Here is a 20,303-nt window from a genome sequence, read left to right as displayed (position 1 = left end):
ATGACTGTGACTTTTTTACGCGTTATTGCCCGTCTGATTTTGGTGTGTGCGCTGTGCGCGAGCGGACAGGTTATTGCCGCCAGTTCGGTGCTGGTCTGGCCGGTGTATCAGATTATTGAAGCCGACCAGAACGGTTCCGCCCTGTGGCTGGAAAATCGCGGGGCAGATCCGGTGTCATTGCAGGTACGGGTGATGGCGTGGAAGCAGGAGAATTTTAACGAACGCTATGCCGATCAAACCCAGGTGGTTGCCAGCCCGCCGTTTGCCACCGTGGCTCCCGGCCAGCGCCAGCTGATCCGCCTGATCCGCAATACGCCTGTCCCTGCGAAAACCGAAAAATCATTTCGCATTATCATTGATGAAATCCCATCGTCACTGAATGCTTCCCCGGAAGGTCAGTCCAAAGCGGTGGTCGGCCTGCAATTGCAGATGCGTTATCTGCTGCCGTTATTCCTCGATGGCGAAGGCATATGGACCAACGACCGTACCGATGTGAAACGCGATCCAGCTTCGGCCACGAAACCGGTACTGAAATGGAGCGTAGACACAGAAGGCGGCAAAATGCTGCTGAAAGTCCGAAATACCGGCTCCGTTCACGCGCGCCTGAGCAACGTATTCTGGTCAGCGAATGGCAATAACAAACAGGGCGTCAAAACCATGGTCAGCGGATTTATGGGATATGTGTTGCCGGGACAGGAAATGCGCTGGCCGGTGCCGGCGGGGGTTTTCCCTGGCGGACAGCTCAACGCACAAATTGCGGATAACACCCAGCCTGTCGTGATCCCGCGCAGCGAATAAGGCCGGGACCTCAAAGATGTCATCACGACACCGGAAGCTGACTTGCAGACGATCCTTCTGCCTGCGCCTGATCTATGCAGGCAGCGTCAGCATGTCGGTATTTTCGCTGCTGGCTCAGGCCGATGAGTACGGCGCGCTGCCGGATGCGCCGCGTGCCGCGCCGGTAGTCATGGATGCCACCTATTATCTGACGCTGGTGGTAAACGGCCAGACCGATAATCAGGTGGTGCCGGTCATCTGGCGCAGCAATGCCTATTTTGTGGAGTCCGGCGTACTGGCGAAAAACCATGTGCACACTAACGGCCAGCAACAGGGGCTGGTGAACATCTCCGCGCTGCCCGGCGTGAAAGCCACCTATAACGCCGCCCTTCAGCAGATGATCATTCAGGTACCGGATGACTGGTTGCCAAAGCAGGATGTCAGCGGCGATAACCTGATCGGCTACACGCCCGCACAAAGCAGCACCGGTTTGCTGTTTAACTACGACGCCTATTACACCGATCCGCACGACGGGCCGCGCTCGGTCGCTACTTATCTGGAACAGCGGTTATTCAGCAGCGTCGGCATTCTGACCAATACCGGCACCTGGCGTTATAACATGGATAACGGCGGGAATGACGGCGGCACCGCGCAGGACGGTTATCTGCGCTACGACACCTACTGGCGGTACAACGACGAACAGCGGCTGATCAGCTATCAGGTGGGGGATTTCGTCAGTAACTCGCTGACCTGGAGTAATTCGGCGCGTATGGCCGGTTTACGTATCAGCCGTAACTTCAGCGTGCGGCCTGATTTGGTGACCTATCCGTTGCTGCAATACAGCGGCACTGCGGCGGTACCGACCACGGTGGATCTGTTCCTCAACGGATACAAAGCCAGCAGCAACAACCTGAATTCTGGCCCCTTTACGCTGACCAACGTGCCCTACATCAACGGTGCCGGAGAAGCGACCGTCGTCACCACCGACGCCCTTGGCCGTCAGGTGTCCACCAGTGTACCGTTTTATGTGTCGAACACCCTGCTGAGCAAGGGGCTGAGTGATTTCGATTTGTCACTGGGGGCAGTACGGCAAAATTACGGTATTACCAGCGGGGATTATTCCGACGCCGCGTTCAGTGGCATTTATCGTTACGGTATCAATAATTACCTGACGCTCTCCTCGCACGGGGAAGCCACGCAGGGGCTGGCGCTCGGCGGCATCGGTGCCGACATGGCGGTCGGACACTGGGGAACACTCAGCGTTTCCGGCAGCCAGAGCCGCGCCAGTCGTGCGCCGACGGACAGCGGCGAACTCAATACCGACAACAACAGCACTAACCTCAACATCAACGGGGTGCCGAACAATAACGGGATGATCAGCGCGTCGCCCAATGCTAACGGTGACACTGACCAAAAAAGCGGCAATCAGTATACGATTGGGTATTCCTACTATTCCACCCGCTTCAGCCTTTCGGCGCTGCGCTCCACCCGCAGTCCGGGCTTTCAGGATCTGACATCTTACACCAGCGATACCCGCCTCAGTCGTCAGGCCGATCAGGTGACATTCAGTACCTCACCGTTCGGCCCGTCTAACGGCACGGTGGGCATCGGATATTACGACGTCGAAGCCTACGACCGCAGCCATACACGATTGCTTAATCTTTCCTACAGCCGCTCGCTGTGGGGGCAAAGCAGCATGTTCCTGTCGGTGAACAAAACGCTGAGCGACAGCGGTTACAGCGCGCAGTTGCAGTTCATCGTACCGCTGGATTCGGGGGCCAGCGTCACCGCCGGGATGCAACGCGACAGCGCGGGTAATTATCAGGAGCAGCTCAGCGCCAGCAAAACCGCGCCAACTGACGGCGGACTGGGGTGGAATCTGGCCTATACGGGCGGTCGGGATCCGTATCAGCAGGCCGATGCGACGTGGAAAACACGCTACGCCACGCTGGAAGGCGGAATGTACGGCGAAACCAGCAAATACACTAACTGGGCAGATCTCAGCGGATCGGTGGTGTTTATGGCCAATGATTTCTTCCTTTCAGACAAAATCAACGACGCCTTTATTGTGGTGGATACCGGAAATTATGCGGGGGTGCCTGTGATGTATGAGAATCAAAAACAGGGCAATACTGATAAAAACGGCCACTTACTGATCCCGACGGTCAGTTCTTATTATCCGGCGAAGGTGGATATCGATACTTTGCCGTTACCGGCTGACGTGGTGGCAACCCGCGTCACGGACAAAATTTCCGTGCGCCAGAGCAGCGGCGTGGTGGTGGAGTTCCGGGTGAAAAAAGTCCTGTCCGCCAATATCACGCTGCACAACGGCCAGGGACAGCCGTTGAAAATCGGCACACTGGTGACCGAACAAAACAGCCAGCAAACCACCGTCGTGGGCTATGGCGGGCTGGCCTATTTCAGCAATCTTGCTCCTCACAATATGTTGAGCATACGTCAGGAAGATGGCTCAGTTTGCCGGATTGGCTTTGACCTCAATATTAACAGTCACAGCATCGAGCAGGTCGGCCCGCTGGTCTGTCGCAACGGCCCGGTATCAGGAGAGAATAATGAACAGAATCCGTAGATGGACGGTCAGAATGCTGATGTCCGGCGTGCTGCTTTTCAGCATTCAGTTCGCACAGGCGGCGTGTACCAGCTCTTCCGGTAGCGGAACGTTTGCTTCCAATAACTCATTTACCGTTGGTACCACCGCCGAACAGGTCACAGCCACCAGCGGCTTTGTGTGCACCGGCAGTGTCCTTTCCTTGCTCAGCAACAACACGGTGACCGCGACCATTGCTTCGACGGCCAATGCCACCGGCACCTCCGCACGGCTCTATAACGCCACCAGCAAACAGTATTTGCCTTACATTATTTGTCAGGACAGTGCCTGTGCCACGCAGGTTAATGTCGGTTCATCGACGACCTGGAGCAGCACCACTCTGCTCGGGCTTTTGGGACTGTTTAACGCCAGTGACGGCAGTCTGCCGCTGTACCTGAAAACCTCGACTGGCTCTAACCTGCAGGCCGGAACCTACACAGATACCATAAACATCAGCTGGGCCTATCACATCTGTTTTATCGGCGTAGCCGGGCTTTGCGTTTACAGCGACGGCACGGCCAATACCACCATCGCCGTCACGCTGGTGGTGACCAACTATTGTTATATCGACAGTGCGCCCAACGTCAATTTCGGCTCAGCGGCATTCCCGGCAGGCTTTGCTTCCGTGACCTCCAACGCGCTGAGTGTCCGCTGTACTTTGGGTGCGACGTACAGCGTAAACCTCAACAGCAGCAATAACAGCAACGGCTCATACCGGCAGATGTCATCAACGGTCAACTCGGTGACCAGCTATCTGCAATACCAGTTACTGAAATCTGATGCGACCGTGTGGACCACTGCCAACAATACCGGGGCGACGGGCACCGGTTTATCACAAAGCATTCCCTATACCGCGACGGTAAATGCCACGCAGGCAAACGTGCCCGCCGGAAATTACAGCGATACGGTATTGGTGACGGTAACGTATTAAAGAAGGGAGAACAGAACCGGTGCGCGGGGAACGCACCGGCTGAAAGGCTTACAGCCCTTTGAGGATTTTCATGGTGGCATCGACGTCAATTTCATCTTCAGAAAACACGTGGGTGGTGTTCTGGAAGGTGGTGATCGCCAGTTTTTTCAGCGTGCGCGTGGCCGCTTTTTTCTCTTCTTCCTGCGGGCGGATGCGATTCATCAGCAGGCCCACGGACAGCACGGCGTTCTCTTTGTCTATCTGAGAATCCGCCGGCACTTCTTCGCTAAATGCGAGGAAGGATTTGATGCTGGTGATTTTAATACGCTCACCGGCAATAAAGATATATTTGCTCTCTGGCTCGACTTTCACCGCAAAGGCAGACAGGCCTTTGTTATTAGTAGTCGGCTCAAAGGTCACTACTGCGTCTTTCTTAATCAGATCCGGGTTTGCGACTTTAATCACGTGGAAATAACGGTTATCGCCGTTTTCATCTTTGATAAAACCGAAACCTTTATCTTCAAACCAGGTTGTGATTATGCCGTTCATCGCTTACCGCCTAATTATTCGTTCAAGATGTCTATTTTGCAGGGCGGCAGTGTAATGCAGAATGACGACAAAGTCCTGCGAATTACTGCCTTTTCCCTGCGTTAATGAGCCTTTCTGAAGGTCAGATTAAAGCGGTAAGACCCGGTCAGGGGATGCTCTCCCGCTTTCAGCGGTAAAACGCCGTGATAGCGCAACCGCGACGGCCCGCCCCACACCACGATATCGCCGTGCGTAAGCTGTACCCGCTGGGTTTTGTCGCTGCGCTCCATGCCGCCGAACTGAAATACCGCCGGTAATCCGAGCGAGACGGAGACGATCGGCTGCCCAAAGTCATGCTCGTCTTTGTCCTGATGCAGGCTCATTTTGGCCCCCGGCTGATACCGGTTGATGAGACACGCATCGGGATCAAAACCGGAAAAACCCGCCTCTTGTGCCGCTTTTACCGCAATAGCGCGAAACAGCGCAGGCATCGCTGGCCACTGCTGCTGATTTTCCGGGGATGTTGCCTGATAGCGGTAACCCGCTTTGTCGGTCACCCAGCCAAAATCCCCGCAGTTGGTCATCGCCACCGACATCGCATAACCGCCCGGCGTCGCACGGTACTGAAACGGTACCAGTCCGGCGATCCGGTCGATCTCCGCCAGCAGCTTCACGTCATCTTCCAGCGCCGCACCGCGTAATACCACCGCGCCGGGGCCAAGATCCTCACGCCAGTTGGGATGAAAATCAGGATGATCAAAAAGATCTAAATTCATATCAGCCTCCAGAGCGTTACACCGTTAATTATAACAGCAGGTTTGAGACAGACTCAGAATCCAGATTATTGTAGGGTTGTAACGTTTCAGCTAAGGTTCAATGAAATCAAAAATACCCTATTAGGAGAACATCATGAGTCGGGAAATCAACAAAGACACGCAGTTATGCATGTCCCTTTCTGGTCGTCCGGGAAATTTCGGTACCCGTTTTCATAACTACCTGTATCAGGCGTTAGACCTGAACTTCGTCTACAAGGCATTCAGCACCAAAGATATCGAATCCGCGGTCAAAGGCGTCCGGGCGCTGGGGATCCGCGGCTGTGCGGTGTCCATGCCGTTCAAAGAAGCCTGCATTCCGTTCCTCGATGAACTGGATCCGTCCGCCACTGCCATTGCGTCGGTGAATACTATCGTCAACGACGACGGATTCCTGCGCGCCTATAACACTGACTACATCGCCGTCGCCAAACTGCTCGACAGCCATAAAGTCCCGCGTGATGCGGTTTTCGCCCTGCGTGGCAGTGGTGGCATGGGCAAAGCGGTGGTTGCAGCCATCCGTGACGCCGGGTTCAAAAGCGGTTATATCATCGCCCGCAACGAAGCCAATGGCCGTGCGCTGGCCGAAGAATACGGTTACGAATGGAAAGCTGAAGTCGGCGATTTGCCGGTGGATATGCTTGTCAACGTCACGCCAATCGGTATGGCCGGTGGCCCGGAAGTCGATTCACTGGCGTTTGAGCCGCAAGTGATTGACCGCGCCAGCATCGTCTTTGACGTCGTCGCCCTGCCGGTTGAAACGCCGCTTATCCGCTATGGCCGTGAACACGGCAAGAAAGTCATCACCGGCGCAGAAGTTGCTGCATTACAGGCTGTGGAACAGTTCGTGTTGTACACCGGCAAACGGCCATCGGATGAACTGGTAGAAGAAGCTGCAGCCTTTGCCCGCAGCTGATTTCCGGTTCTGCCAATATAAATCCCTGACGAACCGGTCAGGGATTTACAATCATTCTGCTCACCCTCACAAATTCCGAGAATTATTCTTAATTTTTAGCGAGTGCATAAGTATGCAAATAATTATGCATTAACATGCGAAATGCAAAATAGCCTCATCTTCCAGTTAGTAACATCACTACTACAACTTAGCGGGAATTACGCCCGTGTAATCACAAACTGATCTTTAGCCGGAACATTACCTGGCCATTTACGATTATTCCGTAGCGATCTTTTTAACATTTATATCACCAGATTATGCTGTAAATATTCATTTATGTTTATGAAAAACGCATAATTTATGAATACCGGTTTAGTTTATGCACAACTTTCGTGACAGAGATCACAACATGGGTTACTGCTGGCGATAGAATGGCCGCGCTATTTAACTCAACAAGGTCGATTGCAATGGAAAATAATAATCGCAAAATGGCACATATACGACGAACCACACATCTTATGATGATGGCTCACCGCAGTTGCTTTAGCTTCGCTTTCTTCAATTTCCGATAACCCTCCCCGTTACGTTCTTATTACGTATTGCAGAACGTCTTATGCCCTATTATTTAAAATTGCCTTTTGGCGATGGCACACTATTGTCTTTCATTTCATTTTGACTGACTGACAATTAAGACCCGAACGCAATACCTGATAATTAACATGTTACATTTCGCAAAATAAATGCATATCTGTATTAACCTCTGGTTATTACAGCGATTCCGCACACCTTTATTTTGGCGAAAAATAATTTCCGGCAAAAACATTATTTTGTCGCGGGATGACTTCGCCTGAAGAATGAGAAAAATGAAAAAATTAAAAATTGCCGCTAATGACGCCACACTGGCATGTTTCGAAACAGCACGAGAAGTGATTGATGTTCACCACACCGATTTCACCGATATCGCCGCCGTAGTTCTTTCTGTTGACGATGTTCAAAACGGCATGGTATTGCACATTAAAGACATCGGGCTGGATATTCCGTTGTTTGTGGCAGTGTGCTGTGAAGAAGAACTTAATACCGATGTACTGCCAGAACTGCATGGCGTATTTGAACTCTGTGGCAAAAACACCCAGTTCTACGGCAAGCAGCTGGAAGCAGCAGCGGTAAAATATGAAAGCGAACTGCTGCCACCATTCTTCAATACTCTGACGAAATATGTCGAAATGGGTAACGCGACGTTTGCCTGCCCCGGCCATCAGGGCGGCGAGTTCTTCCGTAAACATCCGGCAGGCCGTCAGTTCTTCGATTTTTTTGGGGAAAATCTGTTCCGCTCAGACATGTGTAATGCCGACGTTAAACTCGGTGACTTACTGATTCACGAAGGCGCGCCGTGTTCCGCACAAAAACATGCGGCGAAAGTGTTCAATGCGGATAAAACCTACTTTGTGCTCAACGGCACGTCAGCCTCGAACAAAGTCGCCACTAACGCCCTGCTGACCCGTGGCGACCTGGTGCTATTTGATCGTAATAATCATAAATCCAATCATCATGGTGCTCTGATCCAGGCGGGTGCGACACCGGTTTATCTGGAAACCGCGCGAAATCCGTTTGGCCTGATCGGCGGAATTGATGCGCATTGTTTTGAAGAGCGTGAATTGCGTCAGCAAATCCGCGATGTTTCGCCAGAACATGCCGCGAAAGCCCGGCCTTTCCGTCTGGCAATCATTCAGCTAGGCACCTACGACGGCACAATTTATAACGCGCGTCAGGTGGTAGATAAAATCGGCCATCTGTGTGATTACATCCTGTTTGATTCGGCGTGGGTTGGATACGAACAATTTATCCCGATGATGAAAGACTGTTCGCCGCTTCTGCTGGAACTGACTGAAAATGACCCTGGTATCATCGTCACCCAGTCAGTACATAAGCAACAGGCTGGCTTTTCCCAGACTTCACAAATTCATAAAAAAGATAAACATATCAAAGGGCAGGATCGTTATTGTAATCACAAGCGGTTCAACAATGCCTTTATGCTGCACGCCTCCACCAGCCCGTTTTATCCCCTCTTTGCCGCACTGGACGTTAACGCCAAAATGCACGAAGGCAAAAGCGGCCAGCGCATGTGGAAAGAGTGCGTTCGCGTGGGCATCGAAGCCCGAAAAATGCTGCTTGCCTCCTGCCATCTGATCCTGCCGTTCGTCCCGCCCGTTGTGGATGGCAAACCGTGGCAATCTTATGACACCGCCGTGATGGCGGAAGATTTGCGCTTCTTTAATTTCGCACCAGATCAGAAATGGCACGGGTTTGATGGATATGGTGAGGCGCAATATTTTGTCGATCCTTGCAAGCTGCTGCTGACGACTCAGGGGATTAATACCGAAAGCGGTGAATATACCGAATTCGGTATTCCGGCCACGATTCTGGCGCATTATTTACGTGAAAACGGTATCGTCCCGGAAAAATGTGACTTGAATTCAATTCTGTTCCTGCTGACGCCTGCAGAAGATATGGCGAAAATGCAGCATCTGGTAGCGCTGATAGCCCGCTTTGAAAAACATATCGAACAGGATTCGCTGTTAAGCGAAGTATTGCCGAGCGTATATAAAAATCATCAGCAACGCTATGAGAATTATACGCTGCGACAACTCTGCCAGGAGATGCATGATTTGTACGTCAGTTATGACGTCAAAACATTGCAAAAAGAAATGTTCCGAAAAGTTAATTTCCCGCGCGTAGTGATGAACCCACAGGATGCCAATATTGAGTTTGTCCGTGGGAATGCAGAATTAGTCCCACTGGTTAAAGCAGAAGGCAGAATAGCGGCAGAAGGTGCGCTGCCATATCCTCCTGGCGTACTGTGTGTGGTTCCGGGAGAAGTATGGGGTGGTGCGGCACAACGTTATTTCCTTGCGCTTGAGGAAGGTATCAATTTATTACCCGGCTTCGCGCCAGAATTACAGGGTGTTTATATCCAGCAAGATGAAGATGGCTGGAACAGGGCTTACGGTTACATGATTAAGAATAAAGATCAAAAAAATACCACCGTTGATTATTCATCACTTCTGACAGCCAGATAATAGAGAAAAAACTCATGAGTAAATCAAATAATAAAATGGGGGTTGTACAGTTAACGATCCTCACCGCGGTGAATATGATGGGCTCCGGCATTATTATGCTACCGACCAAACTGGCCGAAGTCGGAACAATTTCCATCGTTTCGTGGCTGGTCACCGCACTCGGCTCGATGGCTCTGGCCTTCGCGTTCGCCAAATGCGGCATGTTTAGTCGAAAATCAGGAGGAATGGGCGGTTATGCGGAATATGCCTTCGGTAAGTCTGGTAACTTCATGGCTAACTATACCTACGGCGTTTCTCTGCTGATCGCCAATATTGCCATCGCTATTTCCGCCGTGGGTTACGGCACCGAATTATTCGGCGTTGCTTTACCTCCGTTAGGGATCTGCATCGCAACCATCGCCGTACTGTGGCTGGCCACCGTGGCTAACTTCGGTGGTGCACGTATTACCGGACAAATCAGTTCAGTCACCGTCTGGGGGGTCATTATCCCGGTGGTCGGCATCTCGATTATTGGCTGGTACTGGTTTAGCGGTGAAGCCTATATGGCCGCATGGAACCCACACGCTGTACCGACATTTAAAGCCATCGGTGCATCTATCTCCATGACATTATGGGCATTTCTGGGGCTGGAATCTGCCTGCGCCAACACGGACGTGGTAGAAAACCCTGAACGCAATGTCCCGATTGCGGTTCTCGGCGGTACTCTGGGTGCCGCAGTGATTTATGTGGTTTCAACCAATGTGATTGCCGGTATTGTCCCCAATATGGATCTGGCAAATTCCACCGCCCCGTTCGGGCTGGCGTTCTCACATATGTTTAATCCTACAGTCGGGAAAATCATCATGGCTCTGATGATTATGTCCTGCGTCGGTTCACTGCTTGGCTGGCAATTTACCATCGCTCAGGTATTTAAATCTTCAGCGGACAGTGGTTTCTTCCCGAAAATATTTTCAAAACTCAATAAAGCCGATGCACCAGTGAAAGGGATGCTGACCATCGTGATTTTCCAGAGTGCTTTGTCATTAATGACCATCAGCCCTTCTCTGAGTAAACAGTTTGATACGCTGGTCAATCTGGCAGTAGTGACCAATATCATCCCGTATATTCTGTCGATGGCCGCGCTGGTCATTATCCAGAAAGTGGCGAAAGTACCGGAAGGTAAAGCCAAAATTGCCAATGTCATTGCCGGAGTGGGTGCGCTTTACAGTTTCTATGCACTCTACAGTTCAGGTGAAGAAGCCATGATGTGGGGCGCGATTGCTACTTTCCTTGGCTGGACGCTATACGGACTGGTTTCACCTCGTTTTGAAATAGCAGAGAAGAAAATTTAACCGCAACAAAAGGCCCCGCCAGAAATGTCGGGGCCTTTGGATTTATCCTCTTTTCAGAGAGTTATCTCCCTCAACGCACCAGACAAGGCCGCTTCGGATCAAACGTCCAGTCAGGTATCAGGAACTGCATACCTTGTGCGTCATCGCGCGCGCCGAGGCCCATGCCTTTGTAGAGCTCGTGAGCTTTCATCACCTGATCCATATCCAGCTCAACGCCCAGACCGGGTTGCTCAGGCACGCGCACTTTGCCGCCTTTGATTTGTAATGGCTCTTTGGTCAGGCGCTGATTGCCTTCCTGCCAGATCCAGTGCGTATCGATGGCAGTGATTTTCCCCGGTGCCGCAGCGGCGACCTGAGTGAACATCGCCAGCGAAATATCGAAGTGATTGTTGGAGTGTGAACCCCAGGTCAGGCCCCACTCGTGGCACATCTGCGCCACGCGCACCGAGCCCTGCATGGTCCAGAAATGCGGATCCGCCAGCGGGATATCTACCGATTTTAGCTGGATGGTGTGCCCCATCTGCCGCCAGTCGGTGGCAATCATATTGGTCGCGGTCGGCAGGCCGGTGGCACGACGGAACTCGGCCATCACTTCGCGCCCGGAGAAGCCCTGCTCTGCGCCGCACGGATCTTCCGCATAGGCCAGCACACCGCGCAACTGTTTGCCGAGTGCGATGGCCTCAGCAAGCGACCAGGCACCGTTCGGATCAAGGGTGATCCGCGCCTGAGGGAATCGCTGCGCCAGCGCGGTGACGGCTTCCGCTTCTTCGCTGCCCGCCAGTACGCCACCTTTGAGCTTGAAATCGTTAAAACCGTATTTTTCATATGCGGCTTCGGCCAGACGCACCACCGATGCCGGTGTCAGCGCTTCTTCATGGCGCAGGCGGTACCAGTCGCAGGCGTCGTCCGGCTGGCTTTGATAGCCGAGCGAGGTTTTGTTGCGGTCGCCGATGTAGAACAGGTAGCCGAGCATCTCGACTTCGTCGCGCTGCTGACCGTCACCAAGCAATGATGCCACCGTGACGCCCAGATGCTGGCCGAGCAGATCGAGCATCGCCGCTTCAATCGCGGTGACGACGTGAATAGTGGTTCGCAGATCAAAGGTTTGCAGCCCGCGACCGAAAGCATCGCGATCGGCGAATTTCTCACGTACGGCGGTCATGACGTTTTTGTATTCACCAAGCGTTTTGCCAATAACCAGCAGCGAGGAATCCTCCAGCGTCTGGCGGATTTTCTCGCCGCCAGGCACTTCGCCGACACCGGTATTGCCGCTGTTGTCCTTGAGGATCAGAATGTTACGGGTGAAAAACGGGGCGTGTGCGCCGCTAAGATTCAGCAACATGCTGTCGTGTCCGGCTACCGGGATCACCTGCATGGAAACAATTTTTGGTGCAGAGTAAGAGGTCATAGAAGCTCCTTAATGAGCGAAATCCGTTAATGACGGCCCATCGCCGGACGCTTGCGATCAAAGCGCCAGCCGGGGATCAGGTACTGCATAGCGGCGGCGTCGTTACGCGCACCGGTCGGCAACTTCTTGTGCAGTTCATGGGCGCGATGGATCTGATCCATATCGATCTCAACGCCGAGCCCCGGTTTTTCAGGGACTTTTATCTTGCCGTTGACGATTTGCAGCGGCTCTTTGGTCAGGCGCTGATTGCCTTCCTGCCAGATCCAGTGCGTATCGATGGCCGTCGGTTTGCCCGGTGCAGCAGCGCCCACATGGGTAAACATCGCCAGTGAGATATCGAAATGGTTATTGGAATGGCAGCCCCACGTCAGGCCCCAGTCGTCGCACAGCTGGGCAACCCGCACCGCACCCTGCATGGTCCAGAAATGCGGATCCGCCAGCGGAATATCTACCGACTGCAACATCACTGCGTGCTGCATCTCGCGCCAGTTGGTAGCAATCATGTTGGTCGCCACCGGCAAGCCGGTCGCACGGCGGAATTCGGCCATCACCTCACGGCCTGAGAATCCCTGCTCTGCGCCACAGGGATCTTCTGCATAGCTGAGGATCCCCTGCATGTTTTTGCACAGGCCAATGGCTTCGTCCAGCCACCACGCCCCGTTAGGATCGACGGTGATGCGCGCATCCGGGAAACGTTTTGCCAGCGCCTTTACTGCCCCAATCTCCTGCTCGCCCGGCAGCACGCCGCCTTTGAGTTTGAAATCTTTAAAACCGTAGCGATCCTGCGCCGCTTCTGCCAGCTGAACGATGGCATCGCTGTTCATCGCCTCCTGGTGACGCAGGTGATACCACGGATGCCTGCCCTGCTCACCTGCCCTCTCTTTACCTGTCAAATAAGGAAGATCGGTTTTCTGCCGATCGCCGACGTAAAACAGATAACCCAGCACCGTGACTTCATCGCGCTGTTTGCCCGGCCCGAGCAGTTCACAAACCGGCACGCCAAGGAATTTTCCCATCAGATCGAGCAGTGCGGCTTCCAGCGCCGCGACGGCGTTAACGCGCAGCTCAAAAGTCCACGCGCCTTTGCCGAATGAATCAAAATCCGATGACTGATTACCGGTGTGGATCTTATGCACCAGCCGGTTCATCCGCGCCACTTCCTGACCTTTCACCTGCGGGATGGCCTCCACCAGCGTTTGATAAATCACTTCACCGCCCGGCGCTTCGCCCACGCCGGTATTGCCTGCGCTGTCGGTCAGAATCACGATATTGCGGGTGAAATACGCCCCGTGCGCACCGCCGATGTTCATCAGCATACTGTCGTGCCCTGCCACAGGAATGACCTGCATGTCAGTGATGATCGGGGAAGATTGCGTATTCATCATGTTTCTCCTTTTCTGTATTTCAGAACGGACGTAACTGGATGCGTTCAATTTTGCCGACGATAAACACATAGCTGACGACCGCCAGCAGCGCGTGGATCCCGACGTAAATCAGCGCGCCGTTAAAGGAACCGGTGGTACCAATGATATAGCCGATAGCGATAGGGGTGACGATGCCGGAGACATTGCCGAACATGTTGAAAAGTCCGCCACTCAGCCCGCTGATTTCTTTCGGTGCTGTATCTGCCATCACCGCCCAGCCCAGCGCGCCGAGGCCCTTGCCAAAGAAAGCGAATGCCATGATGCCAACCACCATCCATTCGGTGTCGACGTAGTTACAGGCAATCATCGACATCGACAGTAACATCCCGATGACGATCGGTGCTTTGCGTGAAAGCGTGAGGTTATGGGTTCTGCGCATCAGCCAGTCGGAAATGATCCCGCCCAGCACGCCGCCGAGGAATCCGCAGATTGCCGGCACCGACGCCACCATCCCCGCTTTGAGGATCGACATGCCGCGCGCCTGCACCAGATAAACCGGAAACCAGGTGATGAAAAAATACGTCAGCGCATTGATGCAGTACTGGCCGATATAGATGCCAATCATCATGCGGGATTTCATTAATTGTTTAATCTGGAAGAGTTTTTCACCTTTGACGCCCGCTTTTTTGGTCGTCTTCTGATCCATATTGATCAGCGCACCGCCCGCTTCCATATAATCAAGCTCTGCCTGATTCACGCCGGGATGATCTTTGGGATCGTGGATCACTTTCAGCCAGATGAAACTCAAAATGATCCCCAGACCGCCCATGAAGAAGAAGACGTGTGACCAGCCCACTTCGTGGGTCAGCCAGCCCATGATCGGTGCGAAGATCACCGTGGCGAAGTACTGCGCGGAGTTAAAAATCGAAACGGCGGTGCCACGTTCCTGCGCCGGGAACCACGCGGCGACGATACGGCTATTGCCCGGAAAAGAAGGTGCTTCAGCCAGCCCGACCAGAAAGCGTAACGCGAACAGCGAGACCACAATGCCAAAGCCGCTGAACACATCGACAAAGCCTTGCAGCAAGGTGAATAAAGACCAGATGAAAATACTGTAGAAATAAACTTTTTTAGACCCGAATTTATCCAGCAACCAGCCGCCGGGTATTTGTCCTATTACATAGGCCCACGAAAATGCCGAGAAAATATATCCCATCCCGACCGAATCCAGACCAATATCTTTCGCCATTGCCGAACCGGCAATCGATAATGTCGCACGGTCGCCGTAATTAAAGGAGGTGACGATAAATAACATCACCACTATCCAGTAGCGCGCGTTAGTTCTTTTTTTCACGGCACTGGCTGATGAAACGAGAGTTTCCATGGTGTTCTCCGGAATTAATGACAATGTCTGAACCCGAAGGTGCAAGTCATTCCATCCGCGCAAAGAACTGTAGGGTTCGCAGAGGAGGGAATGCAGCCAGTATAAGAACAACCCTTGAGCAACTCATTAGGCAAAGCGCCAGTCATCAGCGCGGCTTTGCATTTATCTTAAGGCGAATGCCCAGCGTCATGCGAGACAGTTCACGAAAAATGAAACAGCTGTGACGGGTGTCACACTGATAAAAATAGGAGATAAGATTTTTAAGTAACGCCTCAAAAATGAAGTCATTCATTGAATAAATAATTCATGCTCAACTGCCTCTAACTTCATATTATTTTTTTCAATTTACCCGGCGTAGAGTGGTATCCGAAATTTTATTTTTTCAAAAATAAAGTTAAAGGACATCATTATATGGCAAAGGGATATTTTCTTCGAATCGGTGATAAGACTACCTGTGGCGGCGAGATACTCAGCGGTAGTGCAACATTACGTTTTCACGGCACACCCGGAGCGCGGGCTGGCGATAAGGTGAGCTGTGGTAAATATCCCGGTATATTTAACATTGTTGGTGGTTTGCCCAAACGACGTAACGAGGGCTTATTACTGGCCGGTACGCTGCATAGCGTCAGTTCTTGTCCCTGCCGGTCAACCTTTATACATACCATTGAAAATGGCTATGAAAAAAGAGCCGTGATTAATCCGTATACAACGGGTTTAGAGAGTCAGATACCGGACAGCCCGGATGATGAAGGGGAGCCGAAGCAACATGCTCAGTCCGCGAGGCGGCATAAACACTCACCCAACGAGACACCTCTCTTTACTGATAAGAGTATTCCCGCTCAATCTGACGAACAACCTGATGAACCTAAATGCGAAATTACGCTGACTCTGGGCGTATTTTTTGACGGCACCGGGAACAATGCCGTTAATACCGAGAATATGCTGAAAGCCTGTAGCAGTGAGCATTTCAACTTAAGCGATAAAGACGCCAAAACAATTCTGATTCAGTGCGGGCGAAACAAGATGGGCATATCAGGCTTTGGCGCAGGCAGCTATACCGGGTATTACACCAATGTGCATTGGTTGAATACGTTATATAAGGTCGATCTCCCCGCGGAATCTGGCGCAGCTCAGCAGGCGATTTATGTTGAAGGTATTGGTACCAAAGCCGGTAGCCCGGACAATTCGATCGGCCTTGGTCTGGGGGTTTCTGATACCGGTGTTATCGCTAAAACAGATGAGGCGACTGTTGATCTTATTCCAGGAATACAGCAAGGACTTTTCACCATAAATGATATGCTTGGAGGTAAATCATTTTTAATTAAAAACATACAGTTTGATATTTTTGGCTTTAGTCGCGGCGCCGCTGCCGCCAGGCACTTTGCCAACCGGATATTCTCCAAGGATAGCGCAGTAGTCGCTGCGATAAGTAAAGGACTTGGTAATGTGGAATATCACGGCACACCGGAAGGGAAAACCCGCTTTTTAGGTATTTTTGACACCGTCGCCGCTATTGGTACCCCCGCAAACGGGCTTAACCCCCATACGGCGGACACCGGCGATGTAAACATTGTTTTGCGCCCCGGCGTGGCAGACAAAGTTTTCCATATTACTGCGCAGAACGAATGCCGCTATAACTTCGCACTTAACAGCGTTAAACCTGCCTGGCCCGAACTGGCACTGCCCGGTGTGCACTCTGATATCGGTGGCGGCTATCTTCCACTGGAGTGTGAGAATCTCTTTATGACTCGCCCGCGGGTTGAAACTGTTCCCTTCACAAGGCCCGGCGAGCAAACCCAGGTATTCCAACAAACGGTGCATGAACAGGCAGTGCTGAATCTGGCACCGACGATTGCCCCCGTAATGCGTACCAATAAATTTTCAATCGAAACATGGTACGACGAACGGATGCCGCAGGATCGATACGGTAACTTTCAGAAGCGCAGTTTTGCGGCACTGGTGATGCGGGACAGAGTCGTTAAAAATGACTGGTCGAAGGTAGTGCTACGGGTAATGCTGGATGCGGCACAAGAGGCGGGTGCTATTTTTGAACCAATCCGCGAAACAAATACTGAATTACAGATCCCTCTTGAACTTACCTCATTTTGCACTCAGGCCATCGCCCTTGGTAAAGCAACCCGTTCCGGGCCAACGCCCCAAGGTTTCACCACTGATGAAATTGACCAGATAGCCAAAAACTATATTCATTGTTCATCGAACTGGGACGCAGTAGTCACAGATGCCAGCGGGGGCATTGAAGGAGGAACATCTGCCGCAGAAATCATTTTCACCGGACGCCCGGATGAAAACTGGCGACGCTCTGAATACAACATGTATGGGAAAAAACTATGGTAGTAAAACAAACTATTGGACTGATTTTATTTTTTAGTCTGACCGCGTGTCATAAGACACCTCCGCAACATGGCCGCTCAGCCCCGGCTGTTGAGGGGGACTGGACGCTTCCTTACGGAAAATGGGAATTTGCTTTCTTTACTCCCAAATTACTTCCGGCAATAGTCACGCATGTACGGATTGTCGATACCGCCGGATACCTGAACAGTTTTCATACTCTGGACAGCACACAAGACAACCCGTATAGCGTTGAAACATGGAGCGATAAGGTCAGAAGATCTTCAATCCACTTCAATAAAGTCAGTCACCCTCCGCAATATATGATTTTCTGCTGGGACTCGATTATTGATATGAAGACTTACGAAACTAGTCTCTTTTTCCCGCCGGAGGTCTGGCAGAAAATGCGTGTCCCGACTGGCAAGGATATGTTCGGCAATACGGCATGGTATGACACGATGTTGTTTGGTCTAGCCCCCGAAGGCAAAGTCAGAGTCTGGTTACAGAACAGCGCAGGTGGTTCCAATTACCCTGTGCCAGTAACAGATCTTAAAACCGTGTCAGGGGAAGAGTTGACTGTTTGCAGAGGGATTACCAAAAGTGATTTTTCCTATGGATACGATCAGGACATTAAAGATTTCATCAAAGGAAAAACCTATCCATACGGATCATGGTGATTTGCAAACTGGAGAAACACCCGGAACATGGAAGAAAAAGCTATGGTAGTAAAACAAATTATCGGACTGATTTTATTATTGAGTCTGACCGCGTGTCAGGTAAAAGAACAGCAAAATATTACTTCTTCACAAGAAGAAAGTATGAAATGGACTATGCCTTATGGCGACTGGAATTTTGAATTTTTCAATCCCAATGCGCTTCCAACCTTGGTGACTTACGTACGGATAGTAGATTATGCTGGCAATATCCTCACATACAACAACGTTGATATTACCGAGTATGATCCTGAAAGCCAGGGCCATTGGAGCAATTTATTTAGAAGTTCACAACTAGCTTATTTTAACAAGGTCAGACTTAGCTCGCAGTATATGATTTTCTGCTGGGACTCGATTATTGACATGAAGACTTACGAAACCAGTCTGTTTTTCCCGCAGGAGGTCTGGAGGAAAATGAAAACTCCCGCCAGTTACAAGGCTCGTTCAGGAAATACTGTCTGGTACAAAACAATGCTATTTGGCCTGGCACCTGAAGGAAAAGTCAGAGTCTGGCTGCAAGATGTCGGTAATCACCCCAATTATCCTGTACCAGTAACAGACCTGAAAACCGTCTCAGGGAATGAACTGACCATCTGCAAAGGAATTACACGACACACTAAAGGATATGGGTATACAAAAACAACTCAAGAATTTATCAAAGATAAAACCTACCCATACGGATCATGGTGATTTGCAAACTGGATAAACACCCGGAACATGGACGAAAAAGCTATGGTAGTAAAACAAACTATCGGACTGATTATATTATTGAGTCTGACCGCGTGTAATAAGACACCTCTGCAACATGGCCGCTCAGCAACGGCTGTTGAGGGAGATTGGACGCTTCCTTACGGAAAATGGGAATTTGCTTTTCTGACACCTGAAGCATTGCCAGCCACGGTAACCCATGTACGGATTGTCGATACCGCCGGATACCTGAACAGTTTTAATACTTTGGATGGTACACATAGCGACCCTAATATTGTTGGAACCTGGAGTAATAAGAGTCGAACTGGCTCGGTGTATTTCAATAAAGTCAGTCACCCTCCGCAGTATATGATTTTCTGCTGGGACTCGATTATTGATATGAAGACTTACGAAACCAGTCTGTTTTTCCCTCAGGAGGTCTGGAGGAAAATGAAAACTCCCGCCAATTACAAGGCTCGTTCAGGAAGTACTGTCTGGTACAAAACAATGCTATTTGGCCTGGCACCTGAAGGAAAAGTCAGAGTCTGGCTGCAAGATGTCGGTAATCACCCCAATTATCCTGTACCAGTAACAGACCTCAAAACAGTTTCTGGTGATAAGTTAAGTATTTGCAAGGGAATTACGAAACATCCTGATGGCTATATTTATTACGGTGATACCCCTGACTTTATAAAAGGCAAAGTCTATCCCTATGGTTCCTGGTGAGTAATAAATGAAAATGGAAAATAAAGCATGGACGGGAAATAGCGTGGCAATACGAAGTGCCGCGCTGATTTTATTGTTTAGTCTGACCGCGTGTCATAAGACACCTCCGCAACATGGCCGCTCAGCCCCGGCTGTCGAGGGAGATTGGACGCTTCCTTACGGAAAATGGGGATTTGCCTTTTTCACTCCTTTGGCACTGCCAGCGACGGTAACCCATGTTCGAATAGTTGATACCGCCGGTTATCTCAATACTTTTAATATGTTGGATAGCGTACAGGATAATCCTTACAGCGTGGGGAAATGGTTCGATAAAGTTCAGCGTGGTGCAAATTTCAATAAAGTTAGTCACCATCCGCAGTATATGATTTTCTGCTGGGACTCGATTATTGACATGAAGACTTACGAAACCAGTCTGTTTTTCCCGCAGGAGGTCTGGCAGAAAATGCGCATCCCCACTGGCAAGGATATGTTCGGGAATATAGCGTGGTATGACACGATGTTATTTGGGCTGGCACCCGAGGGAAAAGTCAGAGTCTGGTTACAGAACAGCGCAGGCGGTTCTAATTATCCTGTACCAGTAACAGACCTGAAAACAGTTTCTGGTGATAAGTTAAGTATTTGCAAGGGGATTACGAAACATCCTGATGGCTATGTTTATTACGGTGATACCCCTGACTTTATAAAAGGCAAAGTCTATCCCTATGGTTCCTGGTGAGTAATAAATAAAAATGGAAAAT

Annotated in this window: 17 protein-coding genes; 12 read left to right on the top strand and 5 right to left on the bottom strand. The window is 51.1% G+C overall.

The features are described from left to right. Genes GE278_03965 through GE278_03955 form a run of 3 tightly spaced genes read left to right on the top strand, consistent with a single transcriptional unit; the run spans position 1 to position 4,313 of the window. On the top strand, positions 1 to 798 hold the full coding sequence (locus GE278_03965; GenBank protein QLK59992.1) for a fimbria/pilus periplasmic chaperone: 798 nt from the start codon (positions 1 to 3) through the stop codon (positions 796 to 798). A gap of 16 nt (positions 799 to 814) precedes the next feature. Continuing rightward, positions 815 to 3,364 (top strand): fimbria/pilus outer membrane usher protein, encoded by a 2,550-nt coding sequence (locus tag GE278_03960; GenBank protein QLK59991.1) that lies wholly within the window; start codon positions 815 to 817, stop codon positions 3,362 to 3,364. After that, positions 3,348 to 4,313: a spore coat protein U gene (locus GE278_03955; protein ID QLK59990.1), complete on the top strand. Its 966-nt coding sequence runs from the start codon at positions 3,348 to 3,350 to the stop codon at positions 4,311 to 4,313. Before GE278_03960 ends, GE278_03955 begins: the two co-directional genes overlap by 17 nt. Before the next feature lie 48 nt (positions 4,314 to 4,361). Here the strand turns inward: GE278_03955 and GE278_03950 are convergent, their stop codons facing one another. Continuing rightward, entirely contained in the window at positions 4,362 to 4,841 is a 480-nt protein-coding gene (locus tag GE278_03950) for a cold shock domain-containing protein (protein ID QLK59989.1), read from the bottom strand. 101 nt (positions 4,842 to 4,942) lie between these two features. Then, positions 4,943 to 5,596: a DNA oxidative demethylase AlkB gene (gene alkB, locus GE278_03945; protein QLK59988.1), complete on the bottom strand. Its 654-nt coding sequence runs from the start codon at positions 5,594 to 5,596 to the stop codon at positions 4,943 to 4,945. A gap of 133 nt (positions 5,597 to 5,729) precedes the next feature. Between alkB and GE278_03940 the strand changes: the two genes are divergently transcribed. From GE278_03940 to potE, 4 genes are all read left to right on the top strand, one after another. Continuing rightward, complete coding sequence (locus tag GE278_03940; GenBank protein QLK59987.1) at positions 5,730 to 6,548, top strand: shikimate 5-dehydrogenase; 819 nt, start codon at positions 5,730 to 5,732, stop codon at positions 6,546 to 6,548. A gap of 446 nt (positions 6,549 to 6,994) precedes the next feature. Further along, positions 6,995 to 7,099 carry a DUF2618 domain-containing protein gene (locus GE278_03935; GenBank protein ID QLK59986.1) on the top strand — a complete coding sequence of 35 codons (105 nt, stop codon included), beginning with the start codon at positions 6,995 to 6,997 and terminating at the stop codon, positions 7,097 to 7,099. A gap of 291 nt (positions 7,100 to 7,390) precedes the next feature. Further along, positions 7,391 to 9,604 carry an ornithine decarboxylase SpeF gene (gene speF / locus GE278_03930; protein QLK59985.1) on the top strand — a complete coding sequence of 738 codons (2,214 nt, stop codon included), beginning with the start codon at positions 7,391 to 7,393 and terminating at the stop codon, positions 9,602 to 9,604. 14 nt (positions 9,605 to 9,618) lie between these two features. Then, a complete protein-coding gene (gene potE / locus GE278_03925; protein QLK59984.1) occupies positions 9,619 to 10,935 on the top strand; it encodes a putrescine-ornithine antiporter in 1,317 nt (438 codons plus the stop codon). Between the two features lie 70 nt (positions 10,936 to 11,005). Here the strand turns inward: potE and gudD are convergent, their stop codons facing one another. From gudD to GE278_03910, 3 genes are read right to left on the bottom strand one after another with little or no spacing between them, the layout of a single operon-like run. Further along, entirely contained in the window at positions 11,006 to 12,343 is a 1,338-nt protein-coding gene (gudD, locus tag GE278_03920) for a glucarate dehydratase (GenBank protein ID QLK59983.1), read from the bottom strand. 26 nt (positions 12,344 to 12,369) lie between these two features. Then, positions 12,370 to 13,725, bottom strand: coding sequence for a glucarate dehydratase (locus tag GE278_03915; protein QLK63179.1), 1,356 nt, complete (start codon positions 13,723 to 13,725; stop codon positions 12,370 to 12,372). A 22-nt stretch (positions 13,726 to 13,747) separates the two neighbouring features. Beyond that, positions 13,748 to 15,091, bottom strand: a complete 1,344-nt coding sequence (locus tag GE278_03910; GenBank protein QLK59982.1) for an MFS transporter — start codon at positions 15,089 to 15,091, stop codon at positions 13,748 to 13,750. Positions 15,092 to 15,502: 411 nt separating this feature from the next. On the opposite strand from GE278_03910, the gene GE278_03905 reads away from it, so the two are divergent. From GE278_03905 to GE278_03885, 5 genes are read left to right on the top strand one after another with little or no spacing between them, the layout of a single operon-like run. Next, entirely contained in the window at positions 15,503 to 17,446 is a 1,944-nt protein-coding gene (locus GE278_03905; protein ID QLK59981.1) for a type VI secretion protein, read from the top strand. Further along, positions 17,440 to 18,117 carry a DUF2931 family protein gene (locus GE278_03900; protein QLK59980.1) on the top strand — a complete coding sequence of 226 codons (678 nt, stop codon included), beginning with the start codon at positions 17,440 to 17,442 and terminating at the stop codon, positions 18,115 to 18,117. The genes GE278_03905 and GE278_03900 overlap by 7 nt, the downstream gene beginning before the upstream one ends. A gap of 27 nt (positions 18,118 to 18,144) precedes the next feature. Further along, positions 18,145 to 18,843: a DUF2931 family protein gene (locus GE278_03895; protein QLK59979.1), complete on the top strand. Its 699-nt coding sequence runs from the start codon at positions 18,145 to 18,147 to the stop codon at positions 18,841 to 18,843. 42 nt (positions 18,844 to 18,885) lie between these two features. Then, positions 18,886 to 19,566: a DUF2931 family protein gene (locus tag GE278_03890; protein QLK63178.1), complete on the top strand. Its 681-nt coding sequence runs from the start codon at positions 18,886 to 18,888 to the stop codon at positions 19,564 to 19,566. Positions 19,567 to 19,579: 13 nt separating this feature from the next. Next, complete coding sequence (locus tag GE278_03885; GenBank protein QLK63177.1) at positions 19,580 to 20,281, top strand: DUF2931 family protein; 702 nt, start codon at positions 19,580 to 19,582, stop codon at positions 20,279 to 20,281. The last annotated feature ends 22 nt before the right edge of the window (positions 20,282 to 20,303 follow it).

Source organism: Enterobacteriaceae bacterium Kacie_13 (genome assembly GCA_013457415.1).
Classification (GTDB): domain Bacteria; phylum Pseudomonadota; class Gammaproteobacteria; order Enterobacterales; family Enterobacteriaceae; genus Rahnella.
This window is presented reverse-complemented; position numbering and strand designations above follow the sequence as displayed.

Excerpts from the sequence above, each read along its gene's own strand:
- GE278_03965 (QLK59992.1), top strand. The coding sequence starts at position 1 with ATGACTGTGACTTTTTTACGCGTTATTGCCCGTCTGATTTTGGTGTGT.
- GE278_03960 (QLK59991.1), top strand. The coding sequence starts at position 815 with ATGTCATCACGACACCGGAAGCTGACTTGCAGACGATCCTTCTGCCTG.
- GE278_03955 (QLK59990.1), top strand. The coding sequence starts at position 3,348 with ATGAACAGAATCCGTAGATGGACGGTCAGAATGCTGATGTCCGGCGTG.
- GE278_03950 (QLK59989.1), bottom strand. The coding sequence starts at position 4,841 with ATGAACGGCATAATCACAACCTGGTTTGAAGATAAAGGTTTCGGTTTT.
- alkB (QLK59988.1), bottom strand. The coding sequence starts at position 5,596 with ATGAATTTAGATCTTTTTGATCATCCTGATTTTCATCCCAACTGGCGT.
- GE278_03940 (QLK59987.1), top strand. The coding sequence starts at position 5,730 with ATGAGTCGGGAAATCAACAAAGACACGCAGTTATGCATGTCCCTTTCT.
- GE278_03935 (QLK59986.1), top strand. The coding sequence starts at position 6,995 with ATGGAAAATAATAATCGCAAAATGGCACATATACGACGAACCACACAT.
- speF (QLK59985.1), top strand. The coding sequence starts at position 7,391 with ATGAAAAAATTAAAAATTGCCGCTAATGACGCCACACTGGCATGTTTC.
- potE (QLK59984.1), top strand. The coding sequence starts at position 9,619 with ATGAGTAAATCAAATAATAAAATGGGGGTTGTACAGTTAACGATCCTC.
- gudD (QLK59983.1), bottom strand. The coding sequence starts at position 12,343 with ATGACCTCTTACTCTGCACCAAAAATTGTTTCCATGCAGGTGATCCCG.
- GE278_03915 (QLK63179.1), bottom strand. The coding sequence starts at position 13,725 with ATGAATACGCAATCTTCCCCGATCATCACTGACATGCAGGTCATTCCT.
- GE278_03910 (QLK59982.1), bottom strand. The coding sequence starts at position 15,091 with ATGGAAACTCTCGTTTCATCAGCCAGTGCCGTGAAAAAAAGAACTAAC.
- GE278_03905 (QLK59981.1), top strand. The coding sequence starts at position 15,503 with ATGGCAAAGGGATATTTTCTTCGAATCGGTGATAAGACTACCTGTGGC.
- GE278_03900 (QLK59980.1), top strand. The coding sequence starts at position 17,440 with ATGGTAGTAAAACAAACTATTGGACTGATTTTATTTTTTAGTCTGACC.
- GE278_03895 (QLK59979.1), top strand. The coding sequence starts at position 18,145 with ATGGAAGAAAAAGCTATGGTAGTAAAACAAATTATCGGACTGATTTTA.
- GE278_03890 (QLK63178.1), top strand. The coding sequence starts at position 18,886 with ATGGTAGTAAAACAAACTATCGGACTGATTATATTATTGAGTCTGACC.
- GE278_03885 (QLK63177.1), top strand. The coding sequence starts at position 19,580 with ATGGAAAATAAAGCATGGACGGGAAATAGCGTGGCAATACGAAGTGCC.